This window comes from Nocardia sp. NPDC004340 (assembly GCF_053602575.1).
In genome coordinates this window covers 13,825-30,120 of the sequence record NZ_JBSGDW010000020.1, presented here as the reverse complement: position 1 = coordinate 30,120, position 16,296 = coordinate 13,825, and the positions used below count along the sequence as shown (strand labels likewise).

22 protein-coding genes are annotated in these 16,296 nt (G+C 65.2%); 17 read left to right on the top strand and 5 right to left on the bottom strand.

The window, feature by feature from the left end; genetic code table 11:
* The first annotated feature begins 445 nt into the window (after positions 1-445).
* Positions 446-952 (top strand): hypothetical protein, encoded by a 507-nt coding sequence (locus ACWEOI_RS35180; RefSeq protein WP_452362372.1) that lies wholly within the window; start codon positions 446-448, stop codon positions 950-952.
* A 361-nt stretch (positions 953-1,313) separates the two neighbouring features.
* Here the strand turns inward: ACWEOI_RS35180 and ACWEOI_RS35175 are convergent, their stop codons facing one another.
* Positions 1,314-1,634 (bottom strand): hypothetical protein, encoded by a 321-nt coding sequence (locus tag ACWEOI_RS35175; protein ID WP_452362371.1) that lies wholly within the window; start codon positions 1,632-1,634, stop codon positions 1,314-1,316.
* 270 nt (positions 1,635-1,904) lie between these two features.
* Between ACWEOI_RS35175 and ACWEOI_RS35170 the strand changes: the two genes are divergently transcribed.
* Positions 1,905-2,381, top strand: coding sequence for a hypothetical protein (locus ACWEOI_RS35170; RefSeq protein ID WP_452362370.1), 477 nt, complete (start codon positions 1,905-1,907; stop codon positions 2,379-2,381).
* Positions 2,382-2,620: 239 nt separating this feature from the next.
* Here the strand turns inward: ACWEOI_RS35170 and ACWEOI_RS35165 are convergent, their stop codons facing one another.
* Positions 2,621-3,265, bottom strand: coding sequence for a hypothetical protein (locus ACWEOI_RS35165; protein ID WP_452362369.1), 645 nt, complete (start codon positions 3,263-3,265; stop codon positions 2,621-2,623).
* A 149-nt stretch (positions 3,266-3,414) separates the two neighbouring features.
* On the opposite strand from ACWEOI_RS35165, the gene ACWEOI_RS35160 reads away from it, so the two are divergent.
* From ACWEOI_RS35160 to ACWEOI_RS35140, 5 genes are all read left to right on the top strand, one after another.
* Positions 3,415-3,885, top strand: coding sequence for a hypothetical protein (locus ACWEOI_RS35160; RefSeq protein WP_452362368.1), 471 nt, complete (start codon positions 3,415-3,417; stop codon positions 3,883-3,885).
* 180 nt (positions 3,886-4,065) lie between these two features.
* Positions 4,066-4,626 carry a DUF6630 family protein gene (locus ACWEOI_RS35155; RefSeq protein WP_452362373.1) on the top strand — a complete coding sequence of 187 codons (561 nt, stop codon included), beginning with the start codon at positions 4,066-4,068 and terminating at the stop codon, positions 4,624-4,626.
* A gap of 59 nt (positions 4,627-4,685) precedes the next feature.
* Complete coding sequence (locus ACWEOI_RS35150; RefSeq protein ID WP_452362367.1) at positions 4,686-5,432, top strand: helix-turn-helix domain-containing protein; 747 nt, start codon at positions 4,686-4,688, stop codon at positions 5,430-5,432.
* Positions 5,433-5,486: 54 nt separating this feature from the next.
* Positions 5,487-5,909: a VOC family protein gene (locus ACWEOI_RS35145; protein ID WP_452362366.1), complete on the top strand. Its 423-nt coding sequence runs from the start codon at positions 5,487-5,489 to the stop codon at positions 5,907-5,909.
* Positions 5,910-6,225: 316 nt separating this feature from the next.
* Complete coding sequence (locus ACWEOI_RS35140; protein ID WP_452362365.1) at positions 6,226-6,801, top strand: GNAT family N-acetyltransferase; 576 nt, start codon at positions 6,226-6,228, stop codon at positions 6,799-6,801.
* 508 nt (positions 6,802-7,309) lie between these two features.
* Here ACWEOI_RS35140 and ACWEOI_RS35135 read toward each other — a convergent pair.
* Positions 7,310-8,155 carry a helix-turn-helix domain-containing protein gene (locus ACWEOI_RS35135; protein WP_452362364.1) on the bottom strand — a complete coding sequence of 282 codons (846 nt, stop codon included), beginning with the start codon at positions 8,153-8,155 and terminating at the stop codon, positions 7,310-7,312.
* 49 nt (positions 8,156-8,204) lie between these two features.
* On the opposite strand from ACWEOI_RS35135, the gene ACWEOI_RS35130 reads away from it, so the two are divergent.
* From ACWEOI_RS35130 to ACWEOI_RS35100, 7 genes are all read left to right on the top strand, one after another.
* A complete protein-coding gene (locus ACWEOI_RS35130) occupies positions 8,205-8,639 on the top strand; it encodes a hypothetical protein (RefSeq protein ID WP_452362363.1) in 435 nt (144 codons plus the stop codon).
* 45 nt (positions 8,640-8,684) lie between these two features.
* Complete coding sequence (locus tag ACWEOI_RS35125; RefSeq protein WP_452362362.1) at positions 8,685-9,146, top strand: DUF998 domain-containing protein; 462 nt, start codon at positions 8,685-8,687, stop codon at positions 9,144-9,146.
* A gap of 165 nt (positions 9,147-9,311) precedes the next feature.
* Complete coding sequence (locus ACWEOI_RS35120) at positions 9,312-9,869, top strand: dihydrofolate reductase family protein (RefSeq protein ID WP_452362361.1); 558 nt, start codon at positions 9,312-9,314, stop codon at positions 9,867-9,869.
* Positions 9,870-9,944: 75 nt separating this feature from the next.
* Positions 9,945-10,460, top strand: a complete 516-nt coding sequence (locus tag ACWEOI_RS35115; RefSeq protein ID WP_452362360.1) for a DUF4442 domain-containing protein — start codon at positions 9,945-9,947, stop codon at positions 10,458-10,460.
* Between the two features lie 114 nt (positions 10,461-10,574).
* The gene (locus ACWEOI_RS35110) at positions 10,575-10,931 is read left to right on the top strand and encodes an immunity 51 family protein (protein WP_379276117.1); all 357 of its coding nucleotides are present in this window, start codon (positions 10,575-10,577) and stop codon (positions 10,929-10,931) included.
* A 34-nt stretch (positions 10,932-10,965) separates the two neighbouring features.
* Positions 10,966-11,370 carry a hypothetical protein gene (locus ACWEOI_RS35105; RefSeq protein ID WP_452362359.1) on the top strand — a complete coding sequence of 135 codons (405 nt, stop codon included), beginning with the start codon at positions 10,966-10,968 and terminating at the stop codon, positions 11,368-11,370.
* Between the two features lie 3 nt (positions 11,371-11,373).
* Positions 11,374-11,733, top strand: a complete 360-nt coding sequence (locus tag ACWEOI_RS35100; protein WP_452362358.1) for a VOC family protein — start codon at positions 11,374-11,376, stop codon at positions 11,731-11,733.
* 27 nt (positions 11,734-11,760) lie between these two features.
* On the opposite strand, the gene ACWEOI_RS35095 is transcribed toward ACWEOI_RS35100, so the two are convergent.
* Positions 11,761-12,444, bottom strand: coding sequence for a GAP family protein (locus ACWEOI_RS35095; protein ID WP_433672294.1), 684 nt, complete (start codon positions 12,442-12,444; stop codon positions 11,761-11,763).
* 132 nt (positions 12,445-12,576) lie between these two features.
* Here ACWEOI_RS35095 and ACWEOI_RS35090 point away from each other — a divergent pair, with 132 nt between their 5' ends.
* From ACWEOI_RS35090 to ACWEOI_RS35080, 3 genes are all read left to right on the top strand, one after another.
* Positions 12,577-13,806, top strand: a complete 1,230-nt coding sequence (locus ACWEOI_RS35090) for an acyl-CoA dehydrogenase family protein (protein WP_433672295.1) — start codon at positions 12,577-12,579, stop codon at positions 13,804-13,806.
* A 291-nt stretch (positions 13,807-14,097) separates the two neighbouring features.
* Positions 14,098-14,523, top strand: a complete 426-nt coding sequence (locus ACWEOI_RS35085) for a hypothetical protein (protein WP_433672296.1) — start codon at positions 14,098-14,100, stop codon at positions 14,521-14,523.
* Between the two features lie 91 nt (positions 14,524-14,614).
* Positions 14,615-15,178, top strand: coding sequence for a PadR family transcriptional regulator (locus ACWEOI_RS35080; protein WP_452362357.1), 564 nt, complete (start codon positions 14,615-14,617; stop codon positions 15,176-15,178).
* 4 nt (positions 15,179-15,182) lie between these two features.
* Here the strand turns inward: ACWEOI_RS35080 and ACWEOI_RS35075 are convergent, their stop codons facing one another.
* Complete coding sequence (locus ACWEOI_RS35075) at positions 15,183-16,199, bottom strand: TIGR03617 family F420-dependent LLM class oxidoreductase (RefSeq protein WP_452362356.1); 1,017 nt, start codon at positions 16,197-16,199, stop codon at positions 15,183-15,185.
* Positions 16,200-16,296 lie beyond the last annotated feature (97 nt).

Sequence of the window (16,296 nt, the reverse complement as noted above, 5' to 3'; positions counted from 1 at the left end):
CTTCTCCGACAACGGTCTTGTCGAGGCCATCGCGCATCACATCCTCGTTCACCAGGACCAACTCAGTGTTGCGCTAACCCATTGAGACCACACCGCGTAGCGCGCGGTTCGAGTCGGTCACGGAGCGTGGTGAATGCTCCTCACCCAGGGCGTTCGTGATCGGGCCATGCCAAATGATGCTCCGCGCGATGAGCTGTTTCGGTTACCAGTTGAGGACGTATCACGCTGACGGGCCGTGGGATCGCGGTCGTCGGACACCTCGAGTCGGGCGTTGCGAGCGTGGGTGATCGGTTAAGGGAAGCCCCCTACCCAAAAGGGCTGACCCCGGAAATATCGCCCAAGGAAGTTGGGGCACATGGGTTTACTGAAGTGAACCAATTTCAGAATCGGCGGCGGTTAGATTCTCCCCAACCCCTGACCGGGGGTACGAAAGAGGAGTTCTCGAATGCCCGCCAAGACCCGCGCCATCCACCACATCAGCTGGGGTGCAACAACTTTGACTCTGGCCGCGACTTTCGTCACTCTTTCCGCGCCCACCGTCTCTGCCTTCGTCGACGCACCCCAGGTCGACGATTGCTCGACCGGCACCTGCGTGGTGCCGTCGTCCTACATCGTCGGACAGACCTACTCGATCTACGCGGGCGCACCACTGGACGACGCGCTCTACGCGAGCTTCTACGACAACGGGACATGCCTCGGGAGCTTCTCGTACGCGCAACCCGGCAATACGGTTCCGTGGGTTCCCACCACCGCCGGAACACACGAAATCACCATCAAGACCTCGGTCAGTAAGCCGTTCGTCATACCTGCGCCGATCAAGTTGACCGTGACCGTTGTCGCCGCCCCGTCGGGGTCGACCACCCCGTCACCCACGCAATCGGGCCACTGCACCGTCACCGGTAGCGGAACGGGCAGCGGCAGCCCCCTCGGATCCGGCAGCGCCGGTTTCTGAGCTAGACCGACCGGTCCTCACCGGTCGATGGCTGCCCGACGCTCTGGACGCACAGCCACGTCGACATCCAACACCGCTTCAAACGTCCGCACATGCCGCATACCGCGGCGGAAGATCGACCGGCCGAGACGATCTGAAGCCGACGGAATGTTCGCAACTGCCGAGTTGAGGGTGCTCGTTATTCGTCGGTTCAGGCTCAGTCCAGGTGTGGATCTGCCAGCAGCACCACACGGTCAGCGGTTGGGTCGAAACCGAGTACCGGGGAATGATGTCCACCCTCTGCGTACATCGACACAGGCTTACCCAGCCGCCGACCGATTGCGCACAGGAAATCGCACAGCGTGTCGACTCCGACCTGGCCCTACAACTGGTGAAGATCGACATCGAAGTCCATCTCCTCGGCGGCCCAGGGGCGGAAAATCACCTCCACATCCGGCACGGGCCACACACGCAGTGTCATGACCTCCGCGTCGGCAGGGTGCGACAAAACCTCTGCGGCAGAGGGCAACTGCCGCTCGCGCGATCCTTCGAAGTACTGCCACGCCCACCCCCTGGAGCGGATCAGATCGAACACCGCCTGCCAATCTTCGACCGAGGTGCCCTCCACAAACACATCCGGCAACCTGCCCATCAGATCGGGGTCGAAGAAGTTCTTGACCTCGCTCCACAGCAAATCCGTCAACCTGCCCACAACCTTCCCGGAACGACGGCGAGTCCCTGTCCGCGCAATGACCCTAAATACACCCCGGACCGGCACACGACCGAATACCCGCTACTGCCGCTGGTCGCGCTGACCGAACCGGCCGGAGCGGTGGGCCGAAGATCAACCGGCCGAGCCGAGCCGAGGTCGGCGGAACGTCCGCAACTGCCATGTTCGTAGAAGATTTCGCGCGGAGGGCAGTTGTTCCTGTTCTGGAGGGCTGCCTGTGGCTGTGGGCGGATCGGTGTGGGAATGTCAGGCTTCATGGTCGGATTTCAGGTTGGTCAGCGAGTCACCGTTACGGAGGGGCCGTTTGTGACTCTCGAGGCGGTCGTCGTCGAGGCGGAGGAGAACTCTACGACCGCCAAAGGCGCCGTCGTGCTCTTCGGGAAGACCGTGAGCGTCACCTTGTCGATAAGTGTGGGATCGCGCGTGGTTGCGGAGCTGGATCGTTCAGAGGAGATCGCCAGGCACACGGACGCGATCCGCTACTACGGCACTGCGGGTCGAATCGCGGCCGGCGCCGAAGTAGGGCGCTTTATCCGAGTCGACAGAATGGAGGACTTGGCCGAGACGCCAGAGGAGCGAGAGCTGGCAGGAGGCGACATGATCCGTATTGCCGATGATCCCGCCATGGAAATCGACTGTCGCGCTGAGTGGGTGGAGGACTGGGCCGCAGTGGAGGAATCCCTCCTCCGTGACGGCCACCGAGTGGACTGGCAGGTGTGACGATTCATCCAAGCTCTCCGCCTCAACGCTCGGAATCCGAGTTCCCTTGCGTTCCGAACCCATCGCCCCGCTCGACACCGTGAGGACAAGGAACTCGAATGTCCGCACATTCCGCGTACCGCGCTGACCGAACCGGCTAGCGCGGTATTCCGGCGCCCGGATTCCGGTGCGGTGCGAGCAGCCGGTGTCTCTCGCGCTTTGTCAGACACGCCCTAGGCGCCAAGCGGCACAGCGAAAGATCAACGGACCGAGCGTTGTCCGGTGCCGGTCGCTTCCCAGCAGGAGTCGAGCCACCACCAACCGCCCGCCAGCTCCATCGTGGGGCAGACAGGTTCGCCGAACCCGTCGTACGGTCCGGGCTCGGGTGTTCCGACGAAATGTCCGTAGCCGAGCGCATCGTCGGGGATCCCGATGTAGTCGGGTACGAACAGCACTGGCTGCCCACCACTGGTGCCGATCACTGCCACTCGGCAGTTCGCCGAAACGAGACACAGGTACGGAGGCAGCTCGACACCGTAGTAGTCGATCTTGCCGTCCGGCAGTTCCATCGCTGCGATAGCGGCGAATGCCGGTCGCTCGACCCAAAACCTGGTCCACGCATTAGCGTTCGAGTCGACGAAGAGAAAGACCGACCCGCCGATCCCGATCAGTGCGAGCATCGCGGTTGCCGCCAGAGGCCACGGTCGCGTATCGCGGCCGGCCAGAAACAGCAGCAGCACGAAGCAGGCCAAGGCAGCCACGAACGCTCCCAGCAGCAATGGCAAGGCGAGAATCCATAACTTGGTGACTATCCAACCGCGATGCAGCGTCACGCCGAGCACAATCGTGGCCACGACCACGGCGCACAGGGGCGCATCGGAGGATCGAAAAGCTTTGAGGAACACGACAGCAGCCTAGGTCGCCGATATGCACGGTTTGCGCCGGAATTGTGAGGATTATGTGAGCGACCGCGTTCGTCCCGCTCCGAACGTCCGCCAACAACCTCCGCTACTGCCGATTATCGAGTGGTGGGCGTCGAACGGACGTTGCTACCGTGCAAGCGTTCGGTGATCACGAAGGGAAGAATATGCCCGTGGTGCGGCGGTTCTGGATCGAATTCGATCGAGACCGCGAACCGGCTTGGCCCGGATCGTACGTCGGTGTGACCGGCTACGGCGAGCAGGACTGTCTGGCTATGGTGGCCGATCCCGATCCGGTCGTGCTGGCTCCCTGGGTCTCCTGCACTGGCCACTGGTGCCGCAACGAAACTGACGACACCTATCGCGTGGACGTGATCTTCGACTGCGGAAGAGAAAGACAGCGAACAGTCCGTGCCTACCTTCCCGCACATAGGACCTCGGCCGTGGGTGGTGATTGTGGTAGTCATCGCGAGCGCTGTTCGACCGACCGCGAGCGCTGGTGCGACGAGGACAATCCGATCCTCGGGATTCGGTACGACAACGTGGTGGTCGACAACGGGCCGATTCCGCCATGGCCCTTCGGCGGCACGGGCTCATCGTTCTGAACGCGGAACAGCGGGTTCAGCACGACCGGACGTCGATTTCGCTCCGTGGCAACGACTTGACCAGCCCCACCTAGGGCTGACAGAACAACAGGTCGAAAGCAGCATTGACGGCCTACCGTACCCGGCTCGGGGTTGCGCAGCCGTTCGGATGCTCGTTCGTATGCTGGCGGCGTGAGCGATATGGCGCATTTCCTTGCGGCGGCTGAGCGGGGATTCCTACTCGATGCGGACGATGTGGTGGATTCCTTGATCCAGGAGGGGGTTCTTTTGCCGGTCGACTGGTCCGGCGAGGAACGGACCGGACAGATAGCGCAGTTCGTATCGGCTCGGGTGGCGGCCTTCGGGAAGGACAGTGCGGTTGTCGTGGCAGTCGAGTCCGCTGCCAGGCAAGCGGCCGGGGCTGACCTCGATCGTGGTGAACACGTGCCGGCGATCCTGCGCGCAGTGGATGAAGCCCTGGCGAGTGCGGGGTTGGCGCTCGGCGAACTACGGTCCGGCGACGACACCTATCGTGTCGGCGTCATGCGTCGCACGACGGCGTCGAGTCTGGCGTGGGGTCTGGATCGGCCTTCTCCCGAGTTGCTGTACATCATCGACTGTCCGTGCGGTGGCATGAACGTGTGGCAGCTCCCCGAGACGGAAGCGAAGCCTGGTGAGGGCGAGTGCGACTCGTGCGGTCGGGACTTGTTCGATCCCGCCGGTATCCCGATCGTGCCTATGGTCGTGGAGCCCGTCCGCTGAGGCGGCTCCCGCAGGCTCGAGCACTGCAGCAGGCGACCGCCGGTGTTAGTTTCTTGGTCGTGAGCCTCGAGCCGGCCGGTGGAGTCGAGCAGCGCCTGTCCGATTCCCCCTATGTCGAGCGGGTCTATCGGGCTGGATCGGTTGCCGGGGCGGTAGCGGCGCGGATGCGGTCGGTGGCGAATTCGAATTGGGAGCTTGTCGTCTGGCGCGACCGCGGGGAGACACACGTTTCGGTCCGCGGCCCGGAGACCGGTCCCACGGTGCTGGAGCTGGGGCCGGGTGCGGGCGACACGCTCGGGATCATCTTCCGCCATGGCGCTTTCCTGGCGCCGATGCCGGTGTCGACGCTGGTCGACACCGCGGTGTCCAGTCCGCACACCACGGCTCGCTCGTTCGTGCTGCAGGGCGAGGAATGGGAGATTCCGGCCTACGACAATGCGGACGTCTTTGTGGATCGTCTGGTCCGGGCCGGACTGCTGGTGCGTGATCCGCTGGTCACCGATGTGCTCCGCGGGGACGGGACCACTCTGGTCACTCCACGGTCGGTGCAACGGCGGGTGGTCGCGGCGACCGGGCTGACGCAGGGCGCGATCCGACAGATCGAGCGGGCCAGACAGGCTGTGCTGCTGGTGCAGCAGGGTATGCCGTTGATCGAGGTCGCGCAGTCGACGGGATACCACGACCAGCCGCACCTCGCGCGTTCGCTGACCCGGTTCACCGGCCGCACAGCTTCTCAGCTGCGGCGCGGAGACAGCGACGAGATGTTGTCGCTTCTGTACAAGACCGATGTCGAGGTACGCCCCTAGGTTTGCGATGTCGCCGGGAACACCCGGCGCACCGACCATCCTTGGAGGCACCTCATGGCATTCACGCAGATCTACGTCAACCTGCCGGTCACCGACCTGGAAGCGAGCAAGAAGGTGTACGCGGCGATGGGAGGCACGATCAACCCGGACTTCACCGGGGACACCTCCGCCCAGGTGGTCCTCGCCGACGCGATCGTCGTGCAGCTGATGACGCGCGAGACGTTCGCGACTTTCACCAAGCGAGACACCGCGGATGGTCCGATCGAGGTGATCAACGCGCTGGCCGCCGGGTCGCGCGAAGAGGTGGACCGGCTTGCCGACGCCGTACTGGCCGCGGGCGCCACCGAACCACGGGAGGCACAGGACATGGGGTGGCTGTACAACCGGGCCATCGACGACCCGGACGGCCACAGCTGGGAGCTGTTGGCCTACAACGCGGAAGCTATGGGTGACGCCACCACGACCGGCCAGGACTGACATCGGCGCGCTAGCGCTCGCTGGCAGATTCTGCACCGCCACAGGCATATCCGACGCCGTCGGTCTTGCCTGTATGGTGCGCCCGCTTCTGGTCGACCCCGAACTAGCCATCCTCGCCCGGACCACGACCACCTGTACGGTCGCCCCATACCGCACCCGCGTTGAACGGCGCCAAACGTACTGATCTGCCGCGTACCGCGCTGACCGGACTGGCCAGCGCGGGGTGCCGGCAGCCGGAACCTGGTGCAGTGCAGAACGTCCGCTCATGCCGAATGCAGTGCCATTCCAGTTCTGTGGTGGGTCTACCGTCTGAGGCATGCCGATGATCACTCCGCCGCCGGGTGGGCTTGCCGATGATGTTGTGGCATTGCGCCTTTGGATCGCATCGGATTTCGAGCAACGGTTTGCGGGGTTTCGAGATCCGTGCTGTATGGCGTTTTCCTGGCCCTTGGTCGAAGCCTTCACTGAGGATCATCTGCGGGCGCGGTTCATCGATGAGGAAGCTGAGCGTGTGCGCGGGGAAGCCATCAGTTTCGCGATCGTCGATACGAATGATTCCAATCGTGTCTGGGGTGGCGCTTCGATCTATGACATCGATTGGAACGCGGGGAGCGCGGCGGTCGGATATTGGGTCGCTGTGCCCGCCCGGGGGCACGGTGTGGCGAGCCGGTCGGTGCGGCTGCTTGCCCGGTGGGCTTTCGCTGATCTGGCGGTGATGCGACTGGAATTGACCTGCGCGCCAGATAATCGGGCCTCCCAGCGCGTCGCTGAGCGGTGTGGTTTCGTGCGGGAGGGCGTGTTGCGGTCACATATGCCCTTTCAAGGTCGGCGACGCGACACGGTGGTATTCAGCCTGCTTCCCGGCGAGTTGGGAGAAGTGGTGGGCCAGTGATCCAGTCTTCATGCCGACCTTCATCGGTCGTTGTTTGCCTGTCCCGGCCCCTGCCATCGAACGCACTACTTTGCCGCTACCCGCGCGGTCCGGGGCCGCGGTGGTGGGTCCCGCGGGCAGCTGGAACCCTTTACGCCGCAGTACGTCCGCTTCTGCCGAGAATAGCGTGAGCTGAGAACGCACGCTTCGGAATCGTCCAATCGCGATCTAGACGGCTTGGAAGATTTGGGTTGCGATCATGTGCCCGTCGTTCAGCGCGAACGTCGTCTCGAACGGCCGAGCATCTGGAATCCCGTCCAGCATCAGATCTCCAGTCACCCGAAGAAGCGCAACGGAACGAAAAGTCACGCGGGGCGTTGATCTGGAGGCGTGCGGTGTGCGGGACGCTCTGTGAGCGCCGATTGCGGAGATGCGATGGCTCGATCTCGTGGCGCCGAGATGTACATGCGAGCAGACTTTGTCAGGCGACAACGGTGGACGGTGGTACCTCGGTGTAAGTGACTTGTGGCTACTGTCGGCGTAGGTGCCGGAGATAGACGGTGGGTGTGACTCCGACGACGTGCTTGAAGTCGTTCAGGAGATGCGTCTGGCTGCTGTAGCCGGTATCGGCGGCCAGGTCGGCCCAACCCGGACGTGCTGTTCCGGCGGTCGTGCCGATCGCCTTTAGCAGCCGTTGGCGTTTCAGGAGCCATTTGGGGCCGACGCCGACATGCTCGGCAAAGGTCGCCTGGAGGCTGCGTTCGCTGCGGAAGAGCTCCGCGGCAAGGGCGCTCACGGTGGTGGGGCCGTCCTCTCGCATGATGGCATCGACGGCGTCCGCGATGAGCTGTAGGTGCTGGAGGGAAGGCTGGACCTGCCTGGAGCGCAGGAGTCCGTCCAGGGCATCCGCAATCTGCTCCTCGGGCTCATGCAGGAGCTCGCTGTACAGACGCGTGCCGGCGTCCGGGAACACAGTGCTCAGGTCGATGTGACCGCCGCGCAGCTGACTCATGGGTTTACCCCAGTACGGCGCGAAACCGCCAGGCTTGAACGCGATGCCGGCCATGGCGCCGACACCAGCCGTGTCATAGCTGAGGGCGCCGTCGGTGATCCCGTGCACGAAAGCGCGCTGTGCGGTGACGAAGGCGTGCACCATCGGCGTGGGGAGCACCTCGACCGGTCGATAGATCACGTTGTAGGGCAGCCGCCACCGCATGACCCAGTAGTGCGACACGCACGCTGCCAGGTCGGCGGCGGGCTCGAACGCTCGAACGGAGAAGTAGCGGTCGAACATATCCGGCTCCAGCAGCCCGCCCTGCAGCAAGACCCTGTTGCGGTCGGGCGAGCCTGCGGATTTCTGAGATATCTCACCCACTCGTCTTTTCTACCGTAAAAGGCATCATCCGAGACGAGAGGAAACCACGATGAACGACACCAGTCCGGCCCCGGCACCCAGCCCGGCCATGCAGTCGCTGAGCCGTCTAATCGGCACCTGGCAGCTCTCCGGCGACAGCACCGGCACCGTCAAGTACGAGTGGATGGAAGGCGGCTTCTTCCTCCTTCAACATGTCGACATGCACTTGTTCGGCAGCGATGTGAAGGCACTCGAGGTCATCGGCCATCTCCAGCCCTTCGGTGAGCCGCCGAGCCCCGAGGTCCGCTCGCGCGCATACGACACCCGGGGCAACACACTCGACTACGTATACGAAATGGACGAAGACGTCCTGACCATCTGGGGCGGCGAGCCCGGGTCTTCGTCCTACTACAAGGGCACCTTCGTCGACGAGAACATCGCGGTCGGCCAGTGGACCTTTCCCGATGGCGGCTACACCTCGACGATGCACAGGATCACCCGCTGAGCATCAGCACTTCTCCTGGCAGACCAGCACGAAGGAGTGATCACCATGTCCACTACCGCAACCAGCCGCACGACCCTTCCTGCACCGCCCGACCAAGACCGCTCGAACCGTTCGAGTCTCGTCCGGTTCATGCTCGGCTGCGGTGCTGTCGCTGGCCCGCTGTTCCTGACAACCGTCCTGCTCCAGGAGGCGAACCGAGTCGGGTTCGACCCTTCTCGCCAGCCGCTCAGTGCCCTTAGTCTCGGCGACCTCGGCTGGATCCAGACCACGAACTTCATCGTCACCGGGCTGCTCGCCGCGACAGGCGCCCTCGGTGCCCGGCGAGCGCTCGACGTCGGCCACGCACGGACCTGGGGCCCTCTCCTGCTGGGCATCTACGGCCTCACCCTCGTCGCAGCCGCCGCCTTCGTCACCGACCCTGTTGCCGGCTTCCCCACCGGCGCCGGGGCGGTGGCGCCGTCGTGGCAGGGGCAGGTGCACATCGCCTCGTCGAGCTCGGTGGTGTGAACAGCTGGGGCATCTACGGCTCGAACGTCGACGATTTCATCGCCGCGATGGAAGCAGAGGCCCTCGCTCGCGCGGAGGAGTGAGAAGGCCCCGTACTCCGATGAGTTTCGGATGGTGCCGCCGTCAGTACCGGTGGACATCCCGACAGCACCTGGAGGCACCAGCATGCGGAAGTTGATTCTCGGCTTCTATGTTTCGCTCGATGGCAAGAGCGCCGACGCGGACAACGGAATCCGTGACGTCATGATGAGCATTGACGACGACGAGCAGGAGGCGTACTTCGTGAGCCGGCTCTGGGAGGCTGGTGCTTTCCTGATGGGCCGTAAGTCCTACGAGATCATGGCCGGGTTCTGGCCGACCTCTGATCACCCGTCGGCCAAGGCGATGAACGAGATTCCCAAGGTCGTGTTCTCCCGCACCCTGAAATCCGCTGATGACTGGCCCGAGACACGCATCGCGTCCGGTGACACCGCCGAGGAGATCGCCGAGCTCAAGGCCGAGCCCGGCAAGGACTTGGTGGCCGTCGGTGGCACGGAGTTCATGCATTCCCTGATCAAGCTCGGCGTGGTGGACGAATACCGCCTGTGGGTGCTGCCCGCCGCCGCGGGCAAGGGTGCGCCGCTGTTCCCGGAGATGGATGAGCCCGTGAAGCTGCGTCTGGTGAAGAGTACGGCCTTCTCGTCCGGAATCCTCGAACTGGTCTACGCACCGGCCGACAAATAGTGACCGACCGGCCAGGGCGGCGCGCACGGCCTCCGCCCGGCGTGCGCTGTACTGGCCGGTAGGTAGGGTGGCGAAATGCGTTTCAAACCAGGGGGATTCGAGGGGCGGACCATTCCGGCAGCCGTCCTGACACCACGCAGGCTCCGCACGGTCATGAATCTCGCCCCGTCCCTCCTGTTCCTCGGAGTGCGAGTGGACCGATTCGCCGACGACTGGACGTCCACCGACGTGAGCCTGAAGGTGCGCCGCTGGAACTCCAACCACAATGGCGCCGCACCGGGTTGGTCCCTGTTCGCGATGACCGACCCGTTCTTCGGCATGATGGCCAACGGCCAACTCGGCCAGGGCTATCGGATCTGGAACACCACGGCCGACATCGAGTTCATCGCTCCCGGCCGCGGCACCGTCCGCACCACCATGCTGATGCCCCGCGAACTGATGGACGACATCCGCCGCACCACCGCCGACGGCTCGAAATCCATCACCGAGCACGAGACCCGGATCGTCGATTCGAACGGCACCCTGGTCGCTCGCGCACACCAGACCCTCTATGTCCGGAAGAAGCCGGAGACTTCCGAAACCAGCCCCTGAGCCTTCGAGGGTAACGTCAGGAACCCGATGCACTCTGAGCCGAATTTGCGGCTCGCCCGATTGTGTGGCGACCAGCGGCAACTCGGTGTCGGAGGGTTCCGATAGGTTCCAGCCGTGACCGATCGTGAAACCTATGCCCCGCTGGTGTTCTTCGAGTACGACCACAAGCCCGGGCACTTCTGCCTGATGCTGTCCGACAATCACATGCTCTCCACCGAGGAGGTGTTCGCCGAGCTCGGTTACGACGGTGGCGGTTACGGCTGGGCCGGCGTCGCTCGGTCGGCGGTGGCGATGCGGGCGCCCGAGCTGGCGGACCGGATCGACTACGACCCCGAGGCGGGAATGTTCGTCGCCTACGGGGAAGACGCCGAGGCGCTCCGGCAGCTCGGGGCGCTGTTGCAGGAGGCGCATCGGGATTCGACGATCCTGTCCGGGTTCATCGCGGGCGGCGACCCCGACTGGTTCGACTGACCGGTGACGGCGAGCCGTCCGTACGATCGCTGGTGTGACCGACGACAGAGCAGTCAGCACTGTGGACCTTGGCATCGCGATTCAGAACCTGCACGACGATCTCGCGGCCTGGTTGGGTAGCGAGGCGGAACTCGAGGTGTTCGAACGCTTCGCCGGCGCGCAGGATCCGGGGTTCACCATGGTGAGTACCGACGGGTCGGTGGTTGCGCGCGAGGCGCTGCTCGCCGGGCTGCGTACGGCTCGGAATGCGGTGCCCGGTCTGCGGATCGAGATCGGCGAGGTAGTCGAGTTGAACCGGGTGGGCGGGATGGTCGTGGTCCGCTTCCTCGAGATCCACCACAGCCCGACCGGTAGCGCCGCTCGCCGGGTGACCGCGGTGCTGACCGCCGAACCGGACGGCTACCGGTGGCATTCCGTGCACGAGACCGCGATCGGCTGAGGCATGGACGTGAACTCGCTGTTCTTCGGCCTGGCGGTGACCGATTTCGCGGCAGCCGAGGACTGGTACACCCGCCTGTTCGGTCGCGCCGCCGATGTCCTGGTGACACCGGGGACAGAGGCGATGTGGCAGCTGGGCGACACCGTGTTCGTCTACATCGTGGTCGACCCCGACCAGGCCGGCCGCGCGCTGGTGAACATCGCCGTTCCCGACCTGGAGACCGCCGTCGCCGAAATTGGCTCACGCGGTGTCGATCCCGGACCGTTCATCCTCGTCGGGCCGGACGGCGCGGCCGGTCGCAAAGCCCCGTTCGTCGATCCGGACGGCAACTCGATCTTCGTCATCGAGATCGCGGGAGCATGACGGGCGGGATCCGCACGAAGTGGACCTCTACAACGACGAGTAGTGCCGAATGGCGTCCACGATGAGCGCGGCTCCGAAGAGCGCGAAGAGGATTCGAATCGACAGGGGGCCGAATCGGGTCAGCGCGCGGACGAAACCGCGGTAGAACCGCTGTACGCGGGCTGAGCGGCGGGTGGCGGCGAACAGCACCAGTAGCGGTGGCAAGAGGGCGATGAGGCAGTAGGCGGCCACGATCAGGGGCCACAGGGTGGGGCGTGGTTCTCGGATCGTGAGCATCGCCAGGGCCGCCAGGTAGGGGACCGCGGTCGGCGCTTGCGCGAGACCGATCGCGGCTCCGATCAAGCCCAGGAGTAGCGGTCGTCGTCTGGCCTCGATGGCCCAGGGCGGGATTTCGTTGGTCGCCTGACTGGGTAGTCGAACCGCGCCGAGGATCAGCAGCAGTACCCCGATGACGAGCTCGGCCCAATAGCGAATGGTCGGCGTGATGTCGAAGTGGATGAGATCTGTCAGGAAGCCGAGCCCCAAAACGGTGCAGATCCCGAATGCTGTTGTGACGGCGAAGAGTCCTGCGATGAAGCTCAAGGCCCCGGGAACCGGCGAGCGGCGACCCAGCCGGCTGTCGACGACCACCGCGGCGGTGATCCCGATGTTCAGGACGTGCAGGGAATCGAGGAAGGCGAATCCCGCGAGCGCCAGTAGGAAGATCAGCATGTCCCAACCGACCATACAGACCGGCCACCCCACCCGGATCGCCCCGATGAGCTCACCTGCGGCGTTCAATCGAAGTAGAACGTGTTCTATATTCGGGGGTAACCGTTCCGCGAGCCCTCGGGAGTTCACTACATGTACCAGTGGTCCGACGAAGACCTGATGTTCCGCGACGCACTGCGTGGGTTCATCGACAAGGAGATCAAGCCGAACGTCGAGCAGCTGGAGAGTGGGGCGCTGCCGCCTTTCGACATCATCCGGAAGCTGTACGCCACCTTCGGGCTGGACGAGCTGGCGAAGGAAGGTCTGGAGAAGGCGTTCGCGAAGGAGGAAGGCGCCAGCGCGGGCGGCTCGGGGAAGTCGGGCGGCGGGTTCAGCGGGTCGGGCAGCATGGGGGTGATCCTCAACAGCGAGCTGGCGGGCATCAGCCTGGGCCTGGTGGCCTCGATGGGCGTGAGCCTGGGGCTGACCGTGGGCACCATTCGCAGCCGCGGCACGCTCGCGCAGAAGAAGCGGTGGCTGCCGGAGCTGGTCACCTTCGAGAAGGTCGGCGCGTGGGCCATCACCGAGCCGGACTCCGGGTCGGACGCATTCGGCGGCATGAAGTCGTACGTGCGGCGTGACGGCGAGGACTACATCCTCAACGGTCAGAAGACCTTCATCACCAATGGTCCGTACGCCGACGTCACCGTCGTCTACGCCAAGCTGGACGAGGGCGACGGCGTCGACAAGCGGGACCGCAAGGTGCTGACCTTCGTGCTCGACAAGGGCATGGAGGGCTTCACCCAGAGCAAGCCGTTCAAGAAGATGGGCATGAACTCCTCGCCGACCGGTGAGATGTTCTTCAACAATGTCCGCATCACCCCGGACCGGCTGCTCGGCGAGACCGAGACCCCGGCCAAGGGCGACGGCAAGGACAGCGCCAAGGAGTCGTTCGCGGCCGAGCGGATCGGCATCGCGTCGCTGGCGCTGGGCATCATCAACGAATGCCACCGGCTCAGCATCGATTACGCGAAGTCGCGCAAGCTGTGGGGCAAGGAGATCGCGCAGTTCCAGCTCATCCAGCTCAAGCTGGCCGAGATGGAGATCGCGCGAATCAATGTGCAGAACATGGTGTTCAACGCCATCGAGCGCACCGCGGCGGGGGAGAAGGTGTCCCTGGCCGAGGCGTCGGCGATGAAGCTGTACTCCTCGCGCGCGGCCACCGAGGTCGCCATGGAGGCGGTGCAGCTGTTCGGCGGCAACGGCTACATGGCCGAGTACAAGGTCGAGCAGCTCGCCCGTGACGCCAAGTCGCTGATGATCTACGCCGGCTCCAACGAGATCCAGGTGACCCACATCGCCAAGGGCCTGCTCGGCGGCTAGTCCGTCGCCGGTCGGCACGCCCGCGGGCGCACCCCATCAATGTCTCGATGAGGTTGGCGCTGCCCGCGGGCGTGCGCAGCGACACCGCCGCCGCGCGCGCAGCCGCCGTAACACGGTGTGGCGGTGGGGGATTCGAGCGGCCTCGCGCGGTCCTCGGGAGGCCGGCAGATGCGGGGTGCGGGTCGGCCGTCGATCGTGGGATGCGCGGAAAGTGTGTCGCCACCAGCAGTGAAGCACTATCGTTTCTCATCGCTCACGAAGTTGTGGGCGAATAGTGAGGAGCACACTTTCATGAAGAATTCCCACCGTGCCGGCATCGGCGCGACGGCCATCGGCGCAGCGGCCGCCGTCGCCGCGCTGACCGCCCCCAACGCCAGCGCGTTGGTCAACTCGATCACCGTCAGCGACGCCAAGGTCTGCCTCAACAAGGCCACCACCGTGACCGTCGCCGTCACCCCGACCTCGTTCCTGTTCGATGTCTCCCTCAGCGACAACGACGCCTCGGTCGGCAATGCCAAGGTCTCCAACAGCCAGGCCGTCTTCTCCTGGACCCCGACCACCGTCGGCTCGCACACCCTCAAGGCGACCCAGGAAGTCATCAGCACCAAGACCATCACCGTGGACGTCGTGGACTGCACCCCGACCCCCGTCCCCGGCACCGGCTCGTCCGCGAGCAACCCGCTCGCCGGCCTGCTCAGCAGCCTCTCGGCCAAGTAGCGCCGTGAACCCGGGGGTGCGGCGCGCGCCCGCGCCCCCGGGCCCGCCTCGGCCGCGCACAGTCAATTAATTGATCAGTTAGCCTGACCTGATGGCGCTACGAAACGCGGTGCTGGCCGCCCTGCTGGACGGTGAGGCCTCCGGCTACGACCTGGCCAAGGGTTTCGACGCCCCGGTGGCGAACTTCTGGGTCGCCACCCCGCAGCAGCTGTACAAGGAACTCGAGCGGATGGCCGCCGACGGGCTCATCGAGACCCGCGTCGTCGAACAGGAACGCCGCCCCACCAAACGCTTGCACGCCATCACCCCCGCCGGGCGGGCCGCATTGCGCGAATTCATCTCCGAGCCCGCCAAACCCACCGCCATCCGTGACGAGATGATGGTGAAGGTCCAGGCCATGGAACCCGAGGACGCCCCCGCCGTGCGGTCCGCCGTCACCGCCAAACTGGAATGGTCGCGGGCGCGCCTGGCCCGCTACGAACGGCTGCGCACCCGGATGCTGGACGGGCGCAGCGAACAGGCCTACCTGGCCGAAGTCGACCGGGTCGGGCCGTATCTGACGCTGTTGCGCGGAATCTCCCTGGAGCAGGAGAACATTCGGTGGGCCGAGTTCGCGCTGTCGGTCATCGAGCGGCGGATCGCGGCCCACACCTAGGGGTTCAGCGCGAGCGCAGGTCCTCGATCGCGAGCCGCAGCCGATCGTCCGCGCCGTCATCGGCGGGCGCGGACAGTACGACGCCCTCGACCAGGCCGTCATACCGCTCGTGCAGCAGGTCCGGCAGCGCGGCATAGTCGCCGTAGATGAGCAGGGCGTCGAGTACGTCGTCCGACATCACCGTGTGCAGCCGGTCCCACTGGTTCGCCTGCGTCATTTCCCGCAGCTGGTCGAACAATTCGGGCAGGCCCAGGCGAACCAGCGTCGACTTGTAGGACGGCGTCGAATACAGGAAGGCCAGCAGGCGGCGCATCCGCTCCCGTTCCTTGCCCACCGACTCCGCGTTCGCACCCGTCGCGACCGGCGCGGCGGCGATGATCCCGGGCGCCGGCCGGGACGCTTCGGCAGCGCCCTTCTCCAACGCGGGCCGCACCACGTCGCGGAGATAGTCCGGATCGGAGTTGGTCGAGTGGGTGATCACGCCGTCCGCGAGTCGCCCTGCCAGCGCGCACATTCCGGGATTGACCGCGCCCAGCAGCACCGGCGGGGCGACCGCCGTGCCGGGTCCGGGATTGAAATACGGCTGCATCCGGGTGAGTCGGTAATGCTCGCCCTCATATCGGACCGGCCCGCCGGAGGTGAAGGCCGCGAACAACTCCCGCACCGCCTCCAGGTATTCGCCCATCCGGGCAACGGGTTCGGACCACGGCATTCCGTAGCGGCCCTCGATGTTCTGTTTGATCTGGGTGCCCAGGCCCAGTTCGAAGCGGCCGCCGGAGAACGCCGCCAGATCCCACGCGCCGTAGGCCACCACCGTGGGGGAGCGGACGAAGGCGAGGGTGATCGCGGTGCGCAGGGTGATGCGGCTGGTGTGTTCGGCGGCCAGCAGCGCCACCGCGAAGGAGTCGTGGATCGTCTCCGGAATATGGATGCCGTCGAAGCCGAGGGCCTCCATCCGGCGCGCCACCGCGGGCACCTGCGATAGGGGCAGGCGCGGATCCAGGGCTGCGAAAACTCTCATCGGCCGTCTTCCTCGGGTGTCGCGTGTTGTCGACGCCGACGGTAGCGAACCGGAGGGTCCGGGTTACATTTGCGCGGTCCGCATTCCTCTGCGAAAG

What these genes read in the sequence shown, in the direction of transcription:
- ACWEOI_RS35140 (WP_452362365.1), top strand. Translation starts at nt 6,226, where the DNA reads ATGCCGATGATCACTCCGCCGCCGGGTGGGCTTGCCGATGATGTTGTG.
- ACWEOI_RS35075 (WP_452362356.1), bottom strand. Translation starts at nt 16,199, where the DNA reads ATGAGAGTTTTCGCAGCCCTGGATCCGCGCCTGCCCCTATCGCAGGTG.
- ACWEOI_RS35120 (WP_452362361.1), top strand. Translation starts at nt 9,312, where the DNA reads ATGCGGAAGTTGATTCTCGGCTTCTATGTTTCGCTCGATGGCAAGAGC.
- ACWEOI_RS35155 (WP_452362373.1), top strand. Translation starts at nt 4,066, where the DNA reads ATGGCGCATTTCCTTGCGGCGGCTGAGCGGGGATTCCTACTCGATGCG.
- ACWEOI_RS35170 (WP_452362370.1), top strand. Translation starts at nt 1,905, where the DNA reads ATGTCAGGCTTCATGGTCGGATTTCAGGTTGGTCAGCGAGTCACCGTT.
- ACWEOI_RS35125 (WP_452362362.1), top strand. Translation starts at nt 8,685, where the DNA reads ATGTCCACTACCGCAACCAGCCGCACGACCCTTCCTGCACCGCCCGAC.
- ACWEOI_RS35130 (WP_452362363.1), top strand. Translation starts at nt 8,205, where the DNA reads ATGAACGACACCAGTCCGGCCCCGGCACCCAGCCCGGCCATGCAGTCG.
- ACWEOI_RS35085 (WP_433672296.1), top strand. Translation starts at nt 14,098, where the DNA reads ATGAAGAATTCCCACCGTGCCGGCATCGGCGCGACGGCCATCGGCGCA.
- ACWEOI_RS35100 (WP_452362358.1), top strand. Translation starts at nt 11,374, where the DNA reads ATGGACGTGAACTCGCTGTTCTTCGGCCTGGCGGTGACCGATTTCGCG.
- ACWEOI_RS35080 (WP_452362357.1), top strand. Translation starts at nt 14,615, where the DNA reads ATGGCGCTACGAAACGCGGTGCTGGCCGCCCTGCTGGACGGTGAGGCC.
- ACWEOI_RS35115 (WP_452362360.1), top strand. Translation starts at nt 9,945, where the DNA reads ATGCGTTTCAAACCAGGGGGATTCGAGGGGCGGACCATTCCGGCAGCC.
- ACWEOI_RS35095 (WP_433672294.1), bottom strand. Translation starts at nt 12,444, where the DNA reads ATGCTGATCTTCCTACTGGCGCTCGCGGGATTCGCCTTCCTCGATTCC.
- ACWEOI_RS35180 (WP_452362372.1), top strand. Translation starts at nt 446, where the DNA reads ATGCCCGCCAAGACCCGCGCCATCCACCACATCAGCTGGGGTGCAACA.
- ACWEOI_RS35090 (WP_433672295.1), top strand. Translation starts at nt 12,577, where the DNA reads ATGTACCAGTGGTCCGACGAAGACCTGATGTTCCGCGACGCACTGCGT.
- ACWEOI_RS35145 (WP_452362366.1), top strand. Translation starts at nt 5,487, where the DNA reads ATGGCATTCACGCAGATCTACGTCAACCTGCCGGTCACCGACCTGGAA.